Source organism: Baekduia sp. (assembly GCF_035685985.1).
Classification (GTDB): Bacteria; Actinomycetota; Thermoleophilia; order Solirubrobacterales; family Solirubrobacteraceae; genus Baekduia.
Genome location: NZ_DASRZV010000012.1, coordinates 1 through 16,720 on the forward strand (window position 1 = coordinate 1; position 16,720 = coordinate 16,720).

General features: G+C 73.0%; 17 protein-coding genes, 1 pseudogene and 1 riboswitch. Of the genes and pseudogenes, 4 read left to right on the plus strand and 14 right to left on the minus strand.

The window, feature by feature from the left end:
- The 9 genes and pseudogenes from VFG42_RS04425 to VFG42_RS04465 all read right to left on the minus strand — a co-directional run.
- Window positions 1-945 (minus strand): NAD(P)(+) transhydrogenase (Re/Si-specific) subunit beta (locus tag VFG42_RS04425; protein WP_349260387.1); only part of this gene is annotated, 945 nt, incomplete at its 3' end.
- Between the two features lie 251 nt (window positions 946-1,196).
- Window positions 1,197-1,499 (minus strand): annotated as a pseudogene (locus VFG42_RS27395) (NAD(P) transhydrogenase subunit alpha); the annotation flags it as partial.
- A complete protein-coding gene (locus tag VFG42_RS04435) occupies window positions 1,496-2,584 on the minus strand; it encodes a Re/Si-specific NAD(P)(+) transhydrogenase subunit alpha (RefSeq protein ID WP_324905678.1) in 1,089 nt (362 codons plus the stop codon). The pseudogene VFG42_RS27395 and the gene VFG42_RS04435, both read right to left, overlap by 4 nt.
- 249 nt (window positions 2,585-2,833) lie before the next feature.
- Complete coding sequence (locus VFG42_RS04440; RefSeq protein WP_324905680.1) at window positions 2,834-3,730, minus strand: hypothetical protein; 897 nt, start codon at window positions 3,728-3,730, stop codon at window positions 2,834-2,836.
- Window positions 3,730-4,368 (minus strand): ECF transporter S component, encoded by a 639-nt coding sequence (locus VFG42_RS04445; protein WP_324905681.1) that lies wholly within the window; start codon window positions 4,366-4,368, stop codon window positions 3,730-3,732. The genes VFG42_RS04440 and VFG42_RS04445 overlap by 1 nt, the downstream gene beginning before the upstream one ends.
- Window positions 4,365-6,059, minus strand: a complete 1,695-nt coding sequence (locus VFG42_RS04450) for an ABC transporter ATP-binding protein (protein ID WP_324905683.1) — start codon at window positions 6,057-6,059, stop codon at window positions 4,365-4,367. Before VFG42_RS04450 ends, VFG42_RS04445 begins: the two co-directional genes overlap by 4 nt.
- Window positions 6,056-6,934: an energy-coupling factor transporter transmembrane component T gene (locus VFG42_RS04455; RefSeq protein ID WP_324905685.1), complete on the minus strand. Its 879-nt coding sequence runs from the start codon at window positions 6,932-6,934 to the stop codon at window positions 6,056-6,058. The genes VFG42_RS04450 and VFG42_RS04455 overlap by 4 nt, the downstream gene beginning before the upstream one ends.
- A complete protein-coding gene (locus VFG42_RS04460) occupies window positions 6,934-7,902 on the minus strand; it encodes a DUF4430 domain-containing protein (RefSeq protein ID WP_324905687.1) in 969 nt (322 codons plus the stop codon). The genes VFG42_RS04455 and VFG42_RS04460 overlap by 1 nt, the downstream gene beginning before the upstream one ends.
- Window positions 7,895-9,088, minus strand: a complete 1,194-nt coding sequence (locus VFG42_RS04465) for a DUF4430 domain-containing protein (protein WP_324905689.1) — start codon at window positions 9,086-9,088, stop codon at window positions 7,895-7,897. Before VFG42_RS04465 ends, VFG42_RS04460 begins: the two co-directional genes overlap by 8 nt.
- Window positions 9,089-9,121: 33 nt before the next feature.
- Window positions 9,122-9,313, minus strand: a riboswitch (cobalamin riboswitch).
- A gap of 38 nt (window positions 9,314-9,351) precedes the next feature.
- Here VFG42_RS04465 and VFG42_RS04470 point away from each other — a divergent pair.
- Window positions 9,352-9,903, plus strand: coding sequence for a cob(I)yrinic acid a,c-diamide adenosyltransferase (locus VFG42_RS04470; RefSeq protein WP_324905690.1), 552 nt, complete (start codon window positions 9,352-9,354; stop codon window positions 9,901-9,903).
- Here VFG42_RS04470 and VFG42_RS04475 read toward each other — a convergent pair.
- Window positions 9,890-10,753, minus strand: a complete 864-nt coding sequence (locus tag VFG42_RS04475) for a phosphatase PAP2 family protein (protein WP_324905692.1) — start codon at window positions 10,751-10,753, stop codon at window positions 9,890-9,892. The two genes, VFG42_RS04470 and VFG42_RS04475, sit on opposite strands and share 14 nt — an antisense overlap.
- A gap of 61 nt (window positions 10,754-10,814) precedes the next feature.
- Between VFG42_RS04475 and VFG42_RS04480 the strand changes: the two genes are divergently transcribed.
- Window positions 10,815-11,186: a hypothetical protein gene (locus VFG42_RS04480; protein ID WP_324905694.1), complete on the plus strand. Its 372-nt coding sequence runs from the start codon at window positions 10,815-10,817 to the stop codon at window positions 11,184-11,186.
- A 174-nt stretch (window positions 11,187-11,360) separates the two neighbouring features.
- Here VFG42_RS04480 and VFG42_RS04485 read toward each other — a convergent pair whose 3' ends face one another.
- On the minus strand, window positions 11,361-12,026 hold the full coding sequence (locus tag VFG42_RS04485) for a LamG domain-containing protein (RefSeq protein ID WP_324905696.1): 666 nt from the start codon (window positions 12,024-12,026) through the stop codon (window positions 11,361-11,363).
- A gap of 246 nt (window positions 12,027-12,272) precedes the next feature.
- On the opposite strand from VFG42_RS04485, the gene VFG42_RS04490 reads away from it, so the two are divergent.
- Window positions 12,273-13,925: a diguanylate cyclase gene (locus VFG42_RS04490; RefSeq protein ID WP_324905698.1), complete on the plus strand. Its 1,653-nt coding sequence runs from the start codon at window positions 12,273-12,275 to the stop codon at window positions 13,923-13,925.
- 15 nt (window positions 13,926-13,940) lie between these two features.
- Here VFG42_RS04490 and VFG42_RS04495 read toward each other — a convergent pair whose 3' ends face one another.
- The 3 genes from VFG42_RS04495 to VFG42_RS04505 all read right to left on the minus strand — a co-directional run bounded on the left by VFG42_RS04495 (window position 13,941) and on the right by VFG42_RS04505 (window position 15,812).
- On the minus strand, window positions 13,941-14,816 hold the full coding sequence (locus VFG42_RS04495) for a phospholipase A2 (protein WP_324905700.1): 876 nt from the start codon (window positions 14,814-14,816) through the stop codon (window positions 13,941-13,943).
- 309 nt (window positions 14,817-15,125) lie between these two features.
- Window positions 15,126-15,524: a hypothetical protein gene (locus tag VFG42_RS04500; RefSeq protein WP_324905702.1), complete on the minus strand. Its 399-nt coding sequence runs from the start codon at window positions 15,522-15,524 to the stop codon at window positions 15,126-15,128.
- 63 nt (window positions 15,525-15,587) lie between these two features.
- Entirely contained in the window at window positions 15,588-15,812 is a 225-nt protein-coding gene (locus VFG42_RS04505; protein ID WP_324905704.1) for a hypothetical protein, read from the minus strand.
- Between the two features lie 415 nt (window positions 15,813-16,227).
- Between VFG42_RS04505 and VFG42_RS04510 the strand changes: the two genes are divergently transcribed.
- On the plus strand, window positions 16,228-16,671 hold the full coding sequence (locus tag VFG42_RS04510; protein ID WP_324905706.1) for a site-specific integrase: 444 nt from the start codon (window positions 16,228-16,230) through the stop codon (window positions 16,669-16,671).
- Window positions 16,672-16,720 lie beyond the last annotated feature (49 nt).

Below are 16,720 nucleotides of genomic sequence, written 5' to 3' on the forward strand. Positions count from 1 at the left end.
CGTGCCGGCGTGCTCGCCGGCGCCGCTGGCCCCCTCGACCGCGCCCCCGCCTCCGAACCCGCCGGCCACGATGGCCGGGATCGAGCGGTTCATCGCGACCGCCATCAGGTTCGTGAGGATCGTGCCGGAGGCGCCCACGATCATCCCCGCGACGATCAGCGCCGGGTTGTTCAGCGCGACCCCCGTCGCCGCCGCCGAGAGCCCCGTGAACGCGTTCAGCAGCGAGATCACGACCGGCATGTCGGCGCCGCCGATCGGCAGCACCACGGCGTTGCCGAGCAGCGCCGCGACGACCAGCATGCCGATGAACAGCAGTTCTGAGTGCGCGCCCGCGACCAGGTCCACACCAGCGGCGACCGCCAGGATGAGCAGCACCAGGTTGACGATCTGCTGGGCCGGGCCGAGCGAGATCGGGCGGCCGGGGATGACTTCCTGGAGCTTGCCGAAGGCGATGTTGGAGCCCCAGAACGAGATCGAGCCGACGATCGCGGCGAAGACCGAGAGGATCGCGACGTAGGTCGGGAGGGCGGGGGTGTGGATGACGATGCCGGTCTGGAACAGGCCGCTGGGGGTTTCGGCGCCGATGTGGACGGTGTGCGAGCCGTAGCTGGAGCCGTGATGGCGGAACTCGACCCACGAGATCAGCGCCACGGCGCCGCCGCCGACGCCGTTGAAGAGCGCGACCATCTGGGGCATCGCAGTCATCTTCACCTGGCGGGCCGCGGGCACTCCGACGGCGACGCCGAGCGCGATGCCGAGCGCGATCAGGCCCCAGTTGCCCTCGCCGGGGTAGAGCAGCGTGGCGATGACCGCGATCGCCATGCCGACGGCGGCGGTGCGGTTGCCGCGCACGGCGGTGGTGGGGCCGGCGAGGCCGCGCAGGCCCTGGATGAACAGGGCGAAGGCGATGATGTAGAGGACGTAGATGAAGCTTTCGCTCTGCAGGACGCTCGTGGCGAGGACGGGCGCGGCTAGGAAGTCCGCCACGGGGTTCACGAGCCCTGCCCGTCCTCACCGGAGGCGTCTGCGCCGGCGCTTCCCTCCTCGGCGCCCCCACGCTGCGCCCCGCCGGCATCCTGCGCACCGCCGCCCGCACCCTCCAACCCGCCGCCCGCACCCTGCACACCGCCACCCGCACCCTCCAGCCCACCGCCCGCACCCCGCGGCCTGCCGCCCGCCCCGGTTGAGCCGGATTTGCCGGTGTCGGCCGGCTTGGGTCTGGACTTGAACATCTCGAGCATGCGGTCGGTGACGAGGAAGCCGCCGACGATGTTGATCGTGCCGAAGGCGACGGCGATGACGAGCAGGGCCTTGCTGAGCGTGTCGAGGCCGGTCAGGCCGAGCAGGAGCAGGCCGCCGAGCAGGACGATGCCGTGGATGGCGTTGGTGCCGGACATGAGCGGCGTGTGGAGCGTGTTGGGGACCTTCGAGATCACGACGAAGCCGACGAAGCCGGCGAGCACGAGGATCGCGAGGTTCGTGACGAGGGTCGATGTCATGACTGCAGCTCTCCGTTCTTGACGACGACGGCGCCCGCGAGGATCTCGTCCTCGAAGTCGGGCGCGTAGGCCCCGGACTCGTCGTCGGCGATCAGCTCGATCAGCGCCTGGAGGTTGCGGGCGTACAGGGCGCTCGCGTGCTCGGGCATGGTCGCCGCGAGGTTCAGCGGCGAGACGATCGTCACGTTGTGTTTGACCACGGTCTGGCCGGGCTCGGTCAGCTCGCAGTTGCCGCCGGTCTCGCCGGCGAGGTCGACGATCACCGAGCCGGGCTTCATGCCCTCCACCGCCGCGGCCGTGACCAGACGCGGCGCCGGACGACCCGGGACGAGCGCCGTCGTGATGACGACGTCGAAGCCCTTGATCGCCTCCTCGAGGTTCTGCTGCTGCTGGGCCTGCTCCTCGGCGGTCAGCTCGCGCGCGTAGCCGCCCTCGCCGGCGGCCTCGATGCCGAGGTCCAGCCACTTCGCGCCCAGCGACTCGACCTGCTCGGCCGTCTCCGGGCGCACGTCGTAGCCGGTGGTCTGCGCGCCGAGGCGGCGGGCGGTCGCCAGCGCCTGCAGGCCCGCGACGCCGATGCCCAGGACGAGCACCTTGGCCGGCGGGATCGTGCCCGCGGCGGTCATCAGCATCGGGTAGAACCGCGTCGCGTGCTCGGCGCCCAGCAGCGCCGACTTGTACCCCGCCACGTTGGACTGCGACGACAGCGCGTCCATCGACTGTGCACGCGAGATCCGCGGAATCGCCTCCATCGCGAACGCGGTGATCCCCTGGGCCGCGACCTGCCGCAGACCTTCGGGGTTGCCGCGCGGGTTCAAGAACCCGATCAGGGTCTGGCCGCTGGAGAGCTTGGAGAGCTCGCCGTTGGCCGGCGGAGCGACCTTGACCACGACCTCCGCGCCCCACGGATCGCCGATCGTCGCACCGGCGTCGACGTACAGCTCGTCGGGGACGAGCGCCGCCTGGCCGGCTTGCGATTCGACGACGACCTCATGGCCCTTCGCGACGAGCTTCTTGACCGTTTCAGGGACGAGGGCGACTCGCCGCTCGCCCTCAGCCGATTCCTTGGGAACGCCAATGCGCATAAGAGGCGCGGACCCTATACGAGCAGGCGTTCGCGAAGGTGGCTGATGCGCCGTTTGGCATAGAGCGAAACACAACGTCGCGAAAACATGCCGGCCGCGCGTCTGCCATGGAGAGATCGCGACGCCGATCCGCGACGCCGATCCGCGACGCCGGCGTTCCGGGTCACCGCGAACGTCACATGGACGTTCGCAGTGACCCGCATCCCGTGGTGGGCGGGGCGACGAGCCCCCGCGCGCGCCGCGGGGCGCTCAGCAGCGCCCCGGCGTCCGCGCCAGCGCGCTGACCGGCAGCGCCCGGCCCGCCAGCGCCACGACGGCGTCGTTGGTCGCCAGCACGCGGCTGCCCGCGTCGTTGCGGGTGAACTGGAAGGCGCCATCGCCGCGCTGCAGGGTTCGCAGCGCCCGCTCGGCCCGGGTGTCCTTGGAGCCCATCGCCTTGGCGGCCTCGATCGCCAGCGCGGTCGAGTTGGCCTCGTTGCGATCGCGGCGGCCGAGGGCGAACCCGCCGGCGGCGGTCCGCTGGGTGCGCAGCCAGCGCAGGCCGGCGCGCAGCGCGCCGTCGTGGGCGGAGACGCCGGAGGCGCGGGCCGCGAGGATCGCCAGCGCGGTCGCGGTCACGTCGTCGGCGCGGCCGCCCGACGTGGTCATCTCGAAGTTCCAGCCGCCCGCGCCCCGGGCCTTCAGCAGCACGCGCACCGCGCGCGCCGACGGCCCGGCGTGGAGCGCGTGCGCCGCGAGCATCGCGTAGGTCTGGTCGTAGATCGTCGACCCGTAGCGCCCGGCCTTCCCGTAGGAGTCGAGCCGCGCGAGCAGGTCGACGCCCGTCGCGCAGCGCGCGCTGCCCGACCGCGCCGCGACCAGCGCCAGGATCGTCTTGCCCGCGGCGCCCGCGGTCCGGGCGTAGCCGTTGGCGCCCGCGCGCAGCGCGCGGGCCCGCCGCGCGGCCTCGGCCGGCGACAGGCGGCCGGCGGCGCGCAGCGCCACGAGCGCGTCGGCGGACATGCCGTCGGCGCCGGGCTTCACCGCGCTCGACAGCCACGCGGCGCCCCTGCTCGCGGCGGAGCGATCGGCGGCCTGGGCGACCGGGACGACGGTCAGAAGGGCGGCCGCGATGACAAGGACGACAGGGAGAACGGACTTCTTCATCAGCTTGGTGAGTCGGGGGTCGGGAGCACGGAGATCCAGCGGACCTCGAGGCGGGCGCGGTAGCGCCGCAGCACGCGCACGAGCGCGGGGCCGAAGGCCAGGAAGAACACGACGTTGCCGACGGCGTGGGCCGTGTCGAACGGGATCCCCGCCGACTCGGTCACCAGGAACTGCGACCACGAGGGTTGCCCGCCGGCGGCGGTCAAGGTGGACAGGTTGGTCAGCGCGCCGAAGAAGTACGCGCACAGCACGAGCAGGACGGCGGTCGGGATCCGCGGCAGGCGGTCGCGCGTCAGCGGGGCCCACAGCGCGCCGAGCACGCCGATGATCCCCCACCCCACCATCTGCCACGGCGTCCACGGGCCCTGCCCGAAGACCAGGTTGGAGGACAACGCGGCCAGCGCGCCGACCGCGAAGCCGGGCGCCCCGCCCAGCACGTAGCCGGACAGGAACACGATGTCGGTCGTCGGCTTGACGTTGGGCAGCGGCGCGAAGGCGACGCGCCCCAGCGCGGCGAGCGCCGCGAGGGTCGCGACCATCGCCAACACCTTGCTCGACGGGTGCGTGCGCTCGTACCAGGCGAAGCCGACGCCGAGGACCAAGGCCAACAACGTGAACGTGGTCAGCTGCCAGGTCACGGGACCGGGACCTCGTCGCCGGCGTCGGCGTCCGCGTCGGCGCCCGCGCGCGCGATCAGCAGCCCGGCGCCGTCGGCGGGCAGCAGCGCGCGGCCGCCGGTGATCCGGGCGGTCTCGGTGGCGAAGTACCAGCCGCCGGCCAGCACGACCGACGCCGGGCCGTCGGCGATCGGGCGCCCGTCGGCCAGCAGGACCACGCGCTCGGCGACCTCGGCCGCGAACTCCGGGTCGTGCGTGGCGACGATCACCGCCGCGCCGTCGTCGGCCAGCCCGTGCAGGCGCTCGGCCAGCGCGCCCTTGGCGGAGCGGTCCATCCCGCGCGTCGGCTCGTCGAGCCCGACGACCGCCGCCCGCGCCGGGCCGTCCAGCACGATCGCCAGCGCCAGCCGCTGGCGCTGGCCGCCGGAGAGGTCGCGCGGGTGGCGGTCGACCACGTGCTCCAGGCCGACCGCGCGCAGCGCGTCCATCGACGCCTCGTCCCCCACGCGCTCGTGCAACAGGTAGTCGTTGGGATCCTGCAGCAGCAGCGCGACGCGCCCCGAGGCCTTCACCTTGCCGCGCGTCGGCGCCATCAGCCCGGCAGCATGGCGCAGCAGCGTGGACTTGCCCGCGCCGTTGCGGCCCATCAGCGCGACGCGCTCGCCGGGCGCGATCGCCAGGTCGACCCCGCGCAGCACCGCCGCGCCGTTGCGCCGCTCGTGCCAGACGCCGTCGAGGACCAGCGCGGCGTCGCGGCGCGCGCGACGGGACGGCCGTCTCGGCGCCGCGTCGTCGCCGGCGTCGACCTCGACCTCGGCCTCCGCGGGACGCGGGTCACTGCCGACGTCCTGTGGACGTTGGCAGTGACCCGCGTCGGCCGCCTGGAGGTCCAGCCCGCGCGCCCGCAGCGCCGCGCGCGCCTCCTTGACCCCGCTGGGCGGCGGCGTCCACCCGGCCTCGGCGAACAGCCGCGCCGCGGGCGTCTGCAGCTCCGGCGACGCGCCCGCCGCCCACGCCAGGAACGCGCGCGGCGCCGCGTCGCAGACGACCTGGCCGTCGGCCATCGCGATCACGCGGTCGGCGGCGGGCAGGCAGCGCTCCAGCCGGTGCTCGGCGAGGACGATCGTCGTCCCCCACTCCTCGTTCAGCCGCCGCAGCAGCCAGATCAGCTCGTCGCCGGCGACCGGGTCCAGCTGCGACGTCGGCTCGTCCAGCAGCACCAGCCGCGGCCGCCCGGCCAGCGCCGCGCCGAGCGCCACGCGCTGCAGCTCGCCGCCGCTCAGCTCGGTCGTCGCGCGGTCCAGCAGGTGCGCGATCCCCAGCGCCAGCGCGGCCTCCTCGACGCCCCGCGCCACCGCCGCCGGCCCCTCGCCGCGGTTCTCCAGCGGGAAGGCCAGCTCGGCGCGCACGGTCGTCAGCACGACCTGCGACTCGGGATCCTGCAGCAGCGTCCCGGCGACGCGCGCGACGTCGGACGGCCCGTGCGCGCGCGTGTCCAGCCCGCCGACGTGCACCGAGCCCGCCAGCGTCCCGCCGTGGAAGTGCGGCACCAACCCGGAGGCGGCGCGCAACAACGTGGACTTGCCCGACGCGCTGCGCCCGGCCAACACCACCAACTCGCCCTCGTCGACCGTCAGCGACACGTCGCGCAGCGACGGCGCCGACGCGCCCGCGTAGGTGTAGGTGACGCGATCGAGCGCGAGCAGGCTCACCGCACGATCCCCCGCCGGTCGGCGAGCGGCAGCAGCGCCACCGAGATGTAGGCGATGCCCAGCACGACCGCCTCGACGACGCCGCTGGAGTGCAGCTCCGGGTAGGTCCCGAACGACGCGAAGCCCGCCACGCGCGACGCGACCGTCAGCGCCACGAGCACGACCGCGCTGCCCAGGAACGCCAGGTCGTGGCGCGACCAGGGCACTCCGGAGCCCCCGCTCCGCCGCCGCGCCGAGCCGTAGCCGCGGACCTCCAGCGTCGCCGCGACGTCCAGCGCCCGGTCCAGCGCGCCGCCGGCGACCGCCCGCAGCACGGCCAGCCGCGCGGCCGTCCCGTCGCCGCCTCCGTCGGCCCGGCAGCGCCGCGCCTCGTCGATCCGCGCCGCGTCGGCGGCCAGCACCGGCACCAGCCGGACCGCCAGCGTCGCCGCCAGCGCGCTGCGCACCGACGCGCGCCGCATGAGCCGCAAGAGGTCGTCGGGATCCACGGCGACCGTGAAGATCGCGAACGCCGCGGCCACCAGCAGCAGCCGCGCGCCGAACTGCCCGCCGTAGACCAAGGCCTCCAACGTGAGGTCGACCTGCCCGAACGGCGGCACCTCGCCCAGCCGCGCGAGCACGGTCAGCCCGTCCCGGACGACCAACATGTTCACGAACGCGATGACGAGCGCCCACGGCACCATCCACGCGACGATCTTCCCAACCTCGCGCCCGACGCCCGCGCCCGCGGCGCCCGCCAGCACGACCAGCGCCAGCGCCGCGAGCACGAGCGGATGCTCGGCCGACAGCGCCGCCGCGGCGACCGCGGCGCACCACGCGCCGCCCGCCGCGGCGCGGGCCGCGTGCAGCGGGCTCGCGCGGCGGCGGTAGCGCATCAGGAACCCTCGCGGTACGGCAGGCCGATCGGCTTGCCGCCGGAGACCGCGACCGCGAAGCGCCCGGCCAGCGCGCCCTCGTCCAGCGCGGCGGCGGCCGCGTCCACGCCCGCCTCGTCGGTCCCGGTCACGACCCACACCGGGTCGCTGACCTGCTCCTTCTTGTCGCGGACCTCGGTCGCCGCGATCAGGCCGGTGCCCGCGCCGAGCGTCTTGGCGACCTGGCCCTTCTGGTCGAGCAGGGCGATGGACTTGCCGTCCGCGGCCGGCTTGGCGTAGACGCCGGACTTCGCCGGGCCCTGGCCGATCAGCATCGCGGTGTTGTCGGCGCCGACCGCGCGCCACGGCCCGACGATGATCCGCAGCGTGTCCTCGACGAACGAGTTGCCGACGCCGCCGCGCGCGGCGACCAGGCCGAGGTCCTGGATCTTGCCCGCGACCGTCGAGCACGCCGCGCTCTTGGGAACGGCGCACTCCACGCGCGTCGGCAGCCGCTTGCCGTTCACGCCGTGCAGGAACGGCTCGGGGAACGACCCGACGACCGCCGGGACGTCGTCGGTCGCCGACCAGTCGTGCCAGTCCCACCAGACGCGATCGCCCGCGTGGACCTGGACCGACGTGGCGCCCTTGTCGGACAGGATGCCGTTGACGTAGAAGAACCAGTCGTAGGGATCGCCGTCCTTGCGACCGCCGGACACGCCATCGATCGACTGCACGAAGCTGCCGCCGTAGCGCGTCTGGACCTTCGGGGCGTTGCGCTCCAACAACCGCATCACGGTGTCCGACCCGCCGGTCTTGGGCTGGTCGGTCTGGACGATCGGCTCGGCGCCGAAGTCCTTGGACACCGTCAACTGGGTGTTGGAGGCCTTGGGGCCCGCGCCCAGGCCGCAGCCGGACGCCGCCGCGGCCAGCGCGGCCGCGACGGTGCAGGCGAGCAGGGCGCGGGGTGGGTGGGTCCGTCTACCCAACCGTGAACACCACCCGCGACGTGCCGCGCGCCAGCCGCTGCGTGCGGTTGCCGGCCTTGTCCACCACGTTGACGTCCAGGACGTAGCGGCCGCGGCCCAGCTTGGACGGCAGCAGGTAGGTCCAGTTGGCGTCCGCGCCGACCGAGAACCAGACGCCGCGCGTCGCGCCGCACTTCTTGATGGTCTTGAACTTCTCGGTCTTGCCGTCGTAGGTGGCGCACTTGCCGTGGTCGTTGCGCGTCAGCCGCACCAGGACGTCCTTGAGGCCGGAGCCGTCGGCCTCGACCTTGCCCGCCAGCTGGCGCGGGCCCTTGCCCTTGGCGTACTTCTTGCCCTCGGAGATCCCGGTGATCGCCGCGTTGGCGGCGACCGTGTCCTTGGTGTTGCAGAAGCCGTCGTGGCCGTTGGTGACGCAGGGCGGCGCGGGCTGGGCGGGCGGTGCGGGCTGGCCCACGACGGTGCCGCAGAAGCCGTCGCTGCCGGTGGTCGCGCAGCCGGCGATCCGCGCGGGCACGCGGTTGCCCTTCTTGACGACCAAGGTGTACGGGCCGCCCGCCACCGTCACCCGCGCGGTGCCGTCAGCGCCGGTGGTGACCGGCGCGGTGCCGCCCGTGACCGTCGCGCCCGCGGAGGGCGAGAGCGTCGTGGTGCCGGTGTAGTCGGCGTCGAAGGTCGTGTTGGCGTCCTTGGCCGTCACCGTGAACGGGACGCCCGGCTGGGCGGTCGTCGGCGCGTCGAGCAGGACCGGCTCGCCCGCGTAGGCCGCCTCGCCGGCGGTGAACGGGTCGTCGCCCGCGTAGAACAGGATCTTGTCGCCGTCGACGACGTGGATGCCGCAGGCGCCCTGGTTGGCGTAGTTGCCGTTGACGTAGAACGTCCAGTAGGCGCCGGAGCCGAACGGGTGCGCCTCGCCGAGGAGCGTCTCGACGCTGTAGGTGCCGTAGGAGTAGGAGCCGCTCCAGTTGCCCTTGACCGCGACGTCCAGCGCGCCGATCGCCGTGTTGCCGTCGCAGCTGTTCGTGCCGTCCTTGGTGATCGAGCCGGGCGTCGTGACGGCGGTCGGCGCCAGCGTCTGCTGCAGGCCCTCCACCTCGACGGTCACGTTGGCCGCGACGGCCGGGCCGGCGCCCGCTCCGAGAGCGAGCGCGAGGCCTCCCACGAGGAGGCCGAGAGTCTTGTGCTTCATGCTGGGAACCACCCCTTGCCGCGAGGGCGCGTCGATGTCCTTACGGTCGGAGCAGGTCTCCTGGCTTCCGGACCTCCTCTCCGCGCCTTCCCAGGTCTCCTCCGGCCCAGTGGCTCGCGCCGTGACAGCGCGGTGCGGCGAGGCTCTCGCCCGGTCACAGTGGCGGGTCCGCGCCGGTCTCGCACCGGCTTCCCTTGGCCACCGACCCTTGATGTGAACGCGAATCGTATCGCTGGGCGCCCGCCGGTAGCCTCCGCGGCACGATGACCGTCAACCTCACGCGGATCTACACCAAGCTCGGCGACGGCGGCGAGACGCACCTGGGCGACATGAGCCGGGTGCCCAAGACGCACCCGCGCATCGAGGCCTACGGCGCGGTCGACGAGCTCAACGCGCACCTCGGCGTCACGCTGACGTTGCAGGATCTGCCCGAGCAGCAACGGACCTGGCTGGCCCAGATCCAGAACGAGCTGTTCGACGTCGGCGCCGACCTCGCGGTCCCGCACGGCGGCGAGCGCGAGCGCCTGCGGGTCGACGCGGGCTACACCGAGCGCCTGGAGGGCTTCTGCGACGAGGTCAACAAGACCCTGCAGCCGCTGAAGTCGTTCGTGATCCCCGGCGGGCGCCCGTCGGCCGCGCACCTGCACGTCTGCCGCACGGTCTGCCGCCGCGCCGAGCGCCGCGCGATCCTCGTCGAGGACGGCAACCCCGAGGTCGTCCGCTACCTCAACCGCCTCAGCGACCTGCTGTTCATCCTCAGCCGCGCGGCCAACGAGAACGACGAGCTCTGGCAGCCGGGCGCTACGCGCGGGTAGGCGAGCGCGGGCCGCGGAAGCCGACGGCCATCACGGTCGCGATCAGCGCGGCCAGGCCCGCGATGCTCAGCGCGCCGACCACGAACGTCGTGTGGTCGGCCGCGTAGCCGATCAGCTGGTGCGGGCGCGCGAGCGCCAGGCCGCACGCCGCGCCCGCGGCCAGCAGCCCGACGAGCACCGCCGGGACGCCGTCGCCGGGCCGCGTGCCCGCCTCCGCCCCGCGCCGGCTGGGCCAGCGCCGCTCGCTCGCGTTGATGATCGAGATCGCCGTCAGCACGTAGGCCGAGGCGACGAGGTAGCCGCCGAAGACGTCGGACGGGAAGTGCCAGCCGAGCGTGAGGATCGAGTAGGCGAGCGCGAGCGCGTAGGCGCTGCCCAGCGCGGCGACCGTCGGGCGCAGGCGCGGCGGCGCGGCGAGCACCGCGCAGAGCGCCATCGTCATCGCGGCGGTCGAGTGGCCCGACGGCCACGACGCGGCGGAGATCTGCGCGTCCGGGCCCAGCCACTCGTCGAAGCGCGGCGAGGCGAAGACGTGCTTGAGGATCTCGGTCGTCCCGCCGGTCAGCACGAACAGGATCGGGATCGCCAGCGCGACCCGCCAGCGCCCGCGGACCAGCGCGACCAGCGCCAGGGCCAGCGCGACCAGCGCGTACGGGCCGGGGTCGGCCGAGTGGGCGATGTGGTCGAGCACCGGCGTCAGCCGCGGCGTGTTGAGCCCGATGAACCCGTTCAGCGTGTGGCCGTCGCCCTGCTTCACGATCGGGATGAGCTTCGCGAGCAGGCCGGTGACCGCCAGCGCCAGGGTGGCGACGGCGGCGAGGACGAGCGGTGGTCCGGGACGGCGCAACATCGGTCCGCTTCACGGTAGCCACGAAGGATCAAGGCCACCTGAGGCGAACGGGTGCAGCGAGATGGCGCTTCCCGCTCCCGGCATCGTCCCCGCCCTGCGCGACGCCCCGCTGCGCGACCGCGACGGCCTGCTGCTCGGCCGCGCGCACGACGTGCTGTTCGACGCGGTCACCAACCGGCCCGCGTGGGTCGTCGTCCTGCTGTCGGACGGCCGCGCGACGCTCGCCCCGGCGGCGCGCGCCCGCCACACGATCGACGGGCTCTGCCTGGCGGTCGCCGCCGACGCGGTGCGCGACTGCCCGGCGGGCGTCGACGACGTCACCGCGGCCGCCCGCCACTACGGCGTGCGGCGCTTCATGCGCGAGGATCCCGCCATCGCTGCCGCGCGGTTCACATGTGCCGGTCCGGCTCTGGACGGCGCTCGCGCCGCTTGAGAATCTCGCCGCGTCCCCTGGCTGGAGACACCAACCAACCCCCGGACCGCGGTCGCCGGCACTCGACCTGTTCGGGGTGAGGAGGCGCGGCGGACGGCACCCCGCGGGCTCGCGGCCCTTGGTCCGGGGTGCCGTCGCCGCCGCCTCGACGCCGAGGCGGCGGCGGGGCGCCGGCTAGCGCAGCGGCTTCGGGAACAGCAGCGCGAGGGCCGCGTAGTACTTGTCGATCGGCAGCGCCTGGCTGAACAGCGCGACCTCGTCGATGTCGCCCGTGTAGAACAGGTCGCAGGTGCCGAAGTAGTTGCCGAAGCCCATGTCGCCCGTGTTCGGCGTGTCGTAGCCGATCGGCCCGGAGACCGCGGTCGAGTCGCCGATCTGCTTGCCGTCGACGAACAGCTTCGCCGTCCCCGTCGAGCTGTCGAACGTGCCGGCGACGTGGTGCCACTTGTTGTTCCAGATCGAGGCGGCGGCGATGCTGCTCGTGCGGAAGAACTTGTGGTCGGCCGTGGCGACGTAGAACGTCAGGCCGCCGTCGACGCCCGTGTAGAGCGCGTAGGACGACGCGTCGCAGTCGCTGGCGCCCTTGCCCACGATCTGCTTGGCGATGCCGGGCGAGCTGCCGGAGCGCACCCAGGCGGAGATCGTCAGGTCCGTGGGCTCCAGCGACGTGGAGTCCGGGATCCGGACGAACTGGTTGCCGCTGAAGCGCAGCGCCGAGCCGAACAGGATCCCCTTGATCCAGGTCGGGTCGTTGGCGTCCACGCCGGGCGTGGAGCCGAGCTGGCCGTTGTTGCCGTGGCCGGAGAGGTCGTGGACGACCTGCCCGCTGCCCTCGTACATGGGCCACCACCCACGAACGGAGTCGAGCACCCCGGCATTGGCCGAGGCGGGCGCCGCGAGACCCACGGCGAGCGCCGCTGCCGCGACGGTGCGCGCGACAGCAGGTCGAAGCAAACGGTGTGACATCCGTGACATACGCGCCACTTTGGAGTGCGACGGCGTCCGTGCCTACTGGCAGAAAGTCTGGGCTCTGCGAATCTCAAGGTCGCGCCCGCGAGGCCGTTGAACCGGGATGGAGCGCCTTCGATGACCGTCAGCCACCCCGATCACGACGTGTCGCGCCTGCTCGAGGAGGCGCGCGATCGCCATCTCGAGACGCCCGGCGAGGCGATGGCCGTCGCGCTGCGCTGCGAGCGCGCGGGGCGCGAGGCCGGTCGCGACGCGGTGGTCGCGCGGGCGCTGGCGCTGCAGGGCATGGTCACGCTGCACCGCGGCGGCCTGCGGCCGGCGTTCACGCTGGCGGCCGAGGCGGCGGCGCTCGTGCGCGAGATCCAGGACCCGTCCGCGGTCGTCGAGGTCGCGGCGCTGGAGGCGCATCTCGGGTTCTTCAGCGGGTCCTACCGCGAGGCGCTGGCCTCGGCGGAGACGTGCGTGGCGGTGGCCGACCTCGCGGGCGACGACGGGCTGCGGCTCTACGCGCGCCGCTGCGGGTGCGTGGTGTTCGCCAACCTCGACGCGCCGGAGTGGCCCGAGCGGCTCGACGAGATGCTCGCGCTGTCGCTGGCGCGCGGGAGCGCGTGGGAGGAGGCCATGTCGCGCAACGACCTGGCCAACCGCGCGCTGTACGAGCGCGAGGACCACGACGACGCGCTGGTCGAGCTGGACCGCGCGCTGGAGGCCGCCGAGCGGGTCGGGCCGCGAAACGGCTTCGCGCGCGCCGTGATCCTGTGCTCGCGGGCGGAGGTCGGGCTGGCGCGCGGGGACGCCGAGGCCGCGCTGGAGGACGCGCGCGCGGCGACGGCGTCGCTGGAGACGGCGGGCGCCGACGGGATGCCCAACCCGTACATCTTCGGGATGATCGTCTGCGTCGAGGTCAAGGCGCTGCTGGCCGCCGGCCGGGCCGACGAGGCGTGGCGGGCGGGACGCGCGGCGGTGAGCGGGCTCGGCGAGTCGGTGCCGCAGGCGCGGTCGATGATCCTGGCCGACGTCGCGGCGGCGCTGGCGGCGGCCGGGCGCGGCGAGGACGCCTACCGCGCGCTGCTGGAGAGCGCGGAGCTGGAGCGCCTGGCCTACCGCGAGCTGACCGAGCTGCACCGCGACTTCGAGCGCGCCGTGATCGAGCAGGACGCCGCGCGGCGCGAGGCCGAGACGCTGGCGGCCAAGAACCGCGAGCTGGAGGCGACGCTCGACGAGCTGGCCGCCACGCATCGCGCGCTGGAGGCACTGCAGGCCCAGCTGCGCGAGCAGGCCGAGCGCGACTGGCTGACCGGCTGTTACAACCGCCGGTACTTGGCGGCGACGCTGGAGGAGCTGGCCGTCGAGCACGCGCCGGTCAGCGTCGCCGTGCTGGACCTCGACCGCTTCAAGTCGGTCAACGACCGCTTCGGGCACTCCGCCGGCGACCGCGTGCTGGCGCGGGCGGCGGCGCTGCTGCACGAGAACGTCCGGGCCTCCGACGTGGTCACCCGCGCCGGCGGCGAGGAGTTCGTGATCGTGATGCCGTGGACCGACGAGCGCGACGCCGCGACCTGCGCCGAGCGGCTGCGCGCGGCGATCGCCGCCGACGACTGGTCCTCGATCGCCTCCGGCATGGAGATCACCACCTCGATCGGGCTGGTGACCTCCACGACGGCCGACGACGTCGAGGCGGCGGTCCGGCTGGCGGACCGCCGCCTGTATGCAGCCAAGAGCGCGGGACGCAACCGCGTCGACGACACGTCCTTCGCTCCGGCCGCGTAACGCCTCAGAGGTGCCCTAGGCCAGGAAGTGGCTCTGGGCGAAGTGCGAGACCGCCCAGTAGAACGCGTCCGACGCCTTGTGGCACGCGCCGCGCTGGACCGCCTCCACGTACTTGCGCGAGAAGGTCTTGTCGCATTGGTAGTCCATGTTGTGGTGCAGCTGGACGTCGATCGAGTGGCGACGCGCCTCGGTCGGGTCGAGCTTCAGCCCGTTCGTGGCGCTGCCGTAGTTGCGGTAGCCGAAGTCGTGGCGGTTGCACGACTTCTCGAACAGGCGCGAGTAGTAGGACAGGCTCTTGGCGAGCGGGGTCCAGCCGCCGTGGAGCTCCAGCAGCGCCTTGGGGACCGAGCAGCCGTTGTGATCCCAGATGATCCCGTTGTTGGGGTACTTCGCCTGGTACCTGGCCCAGTTGTGGCCGTAGACGCGCTCGTACTCGACGGCCTTGACCGCGGCGGCCAGCTGGGCGCGGGTCGGGCCGGTGGGCTTGGGGTCGGGAGCCGGAGCGGGCGCCGGCGCCGGAGCGGCGGCGCCGCACGACGGCACGCCCGGAATGCCGCCGTCGGTGTAGGTCTTGATGAAGTGGTCGGGCACGTAGAGCCCGCCGACCTTGTCCCACAACTTGGACCCGTAGGCGTTCTGGCCGGTCGTCTGGCAGGTGATCTTCACCCACTGCCCCTGGCGCAGGTGGTTGACCTGGGCCACCGGCTTGAGCTTCGGCAGCGCCCGCCCGTCGAGGTCGGCCTCGACGAGGTAGTGGTTGGACGCCTTCCACGGCACGAGGCTCGTGACCTTCTTGGCCTGAGCCGCCGGCGCGACGAGCAGCAGCCCCGCCAGCGCGGAGAGCGCGACGGTCGTCCTGCCCCGCCGTCGCAGAGTCGATGCAGTTCCCATGGCGGCCTCCGTACCCACGCGACGCCGCGCGTGCGCGACGGATCTCACGCGCCTCTCATGAAACCGGTGCACCGCGCCCCGAAACGACGAAAGGCCCCTAGAGGCAGGGGCCTTTCGAGTACCGCCACGGGGATTCGAACCCCGGTTTCCGCCGTGAGAGGGCCACCGGCCTGGGTGACCGCGAGGAACCGCCGATGCCCGTCTCGGCCCGGAAACGCCTGCACGCAGCGGACTTCTGTCGCCCGGAGTTGCCCGGCAGCGACAACAGCCGCCGGGGACGCCGGGGTCCGCTACGGGGTCCGGCGTAGCCTAGGCTGCCCGCCGTACCCGACGGCGCGTGAGATGCCGTGTCTTACGGCGTCCCCACTCCGGATCGACGTTCCGAACTGTGCCTACGCTTCGAACCGTCTTGACGACGTTCTCGCCGAGCTTGTCCTTGCGGATCACAGCCACTTGGCGCCCGCGCATGACCACGTCGATGTAGTTCAGCGGCACGCTCCGACCGTCGACGAGTTCGATGCGAGGCTGCCCGCGCTCGAACCGACGTCGAGGCTTGCCGCGTGCAAGCCGAGAGCGCAGCACCTCCGAACTGGCGAGCCACGCCACGTCGGGGTTTAGCTTCGAGAATTCGCGGAGCGCCCGTTCCGAGATGGTGAGTTCGGAGAGCAGGCGCTCGGTCCATGCCTCGGGTTGATCGTGCTGAGGCATCGGCACCTCCGGGGTGAGTAGTTGGGAACGCATGTTCCCCCGCGCGCCGGACACATTGGTGGCTCAGGACGGCAACGCTGTCGTGAGAGCCACCCCGCGACCGGTGCGGTGGTACGCCTGCCGCCGTTCGCCTCGGGTCGAATCCAGTGCCTCACCCCAGCGGAGCCGGTCGTCGCGCGGGAGCGTCGGCAGCAGCGCCTCGCACGCCACGGGCCATGCGATGTCGAACGTCATTCCGGCCTTGCGAGCCAGACGCAGGTGCTCGGTCAACAGGGCAAGGTCACTCATTCGGCTCTCCAGCTCGCTCCAGAACTGGGGCAACGAACGAGCGTGCGAGTTCAAGGTCAGGAGGCACCATGTGCCCGAGGCGGACCAGCGACCAGACGTCAGACGCGGTCAGCTCGCGTTGGTCATGTCCCCATAGCCGGTTCTGGCCGTAGGCAGCGCGGAGAACATCCACGAAGGTGCCATCACTTCGGCGCACCAAGACGTGACGGGGCACCATCGATCGCTCGTCCGGGTCGAAGTCCCCGACGAGCGGCCAACCGGTGGCTTCATGAAGGACAAGCGCGAGCGCGTGGCACTGGCTCTGGGTGTATGCCTCGACCGCTGCGGCGTCCAGTTCCCCCGGTGTGACCCTGCGCCGCTGGTGGGCCGCCTGCACTCGCGGACAGTCCGGGCTCGCGGGGTCCTCACCGACTAGGTGACGGCGCAGCCTCCGCTGACCCTTGATGCGCGCGCCGCAGTTGGGACAGCGGATCACTCGGCGCTCCAGTACCAACCGCACTCAATCGCGAGCCTGACCGCCCGCGCCATCAACGGAGCCGGCCCGCATCCCATCGGGCCCGACGCGATGGTGTTCCACACGGTCACGGGCAAGGCGGTCCGGCACACGGCGTTCATGCGCTCGGTGTGGCCCACCGCGCGCATGGCGCTCCCGGTCGAGAAGCGCAAGCTGCGCTTCCACGACCTACGCCACACCTGCGCCACGCTCCTGATCGCGGCGGGCGCCCACGCCAAGCTCGTACAGGAGCGCTTGGGCCACGCGAACATCACCACCACCTTGAACCTCTACGGGCACGTGCTTCCGAGCACCGAAGCTGCGCTGGTCGACGCGCTCGATGACGTCTACGCGAGCGCCCGGTGATCCGCCCAGAAAATTTGCGCGATCGGTCGAGGGCCGCTACCCGCTCGAC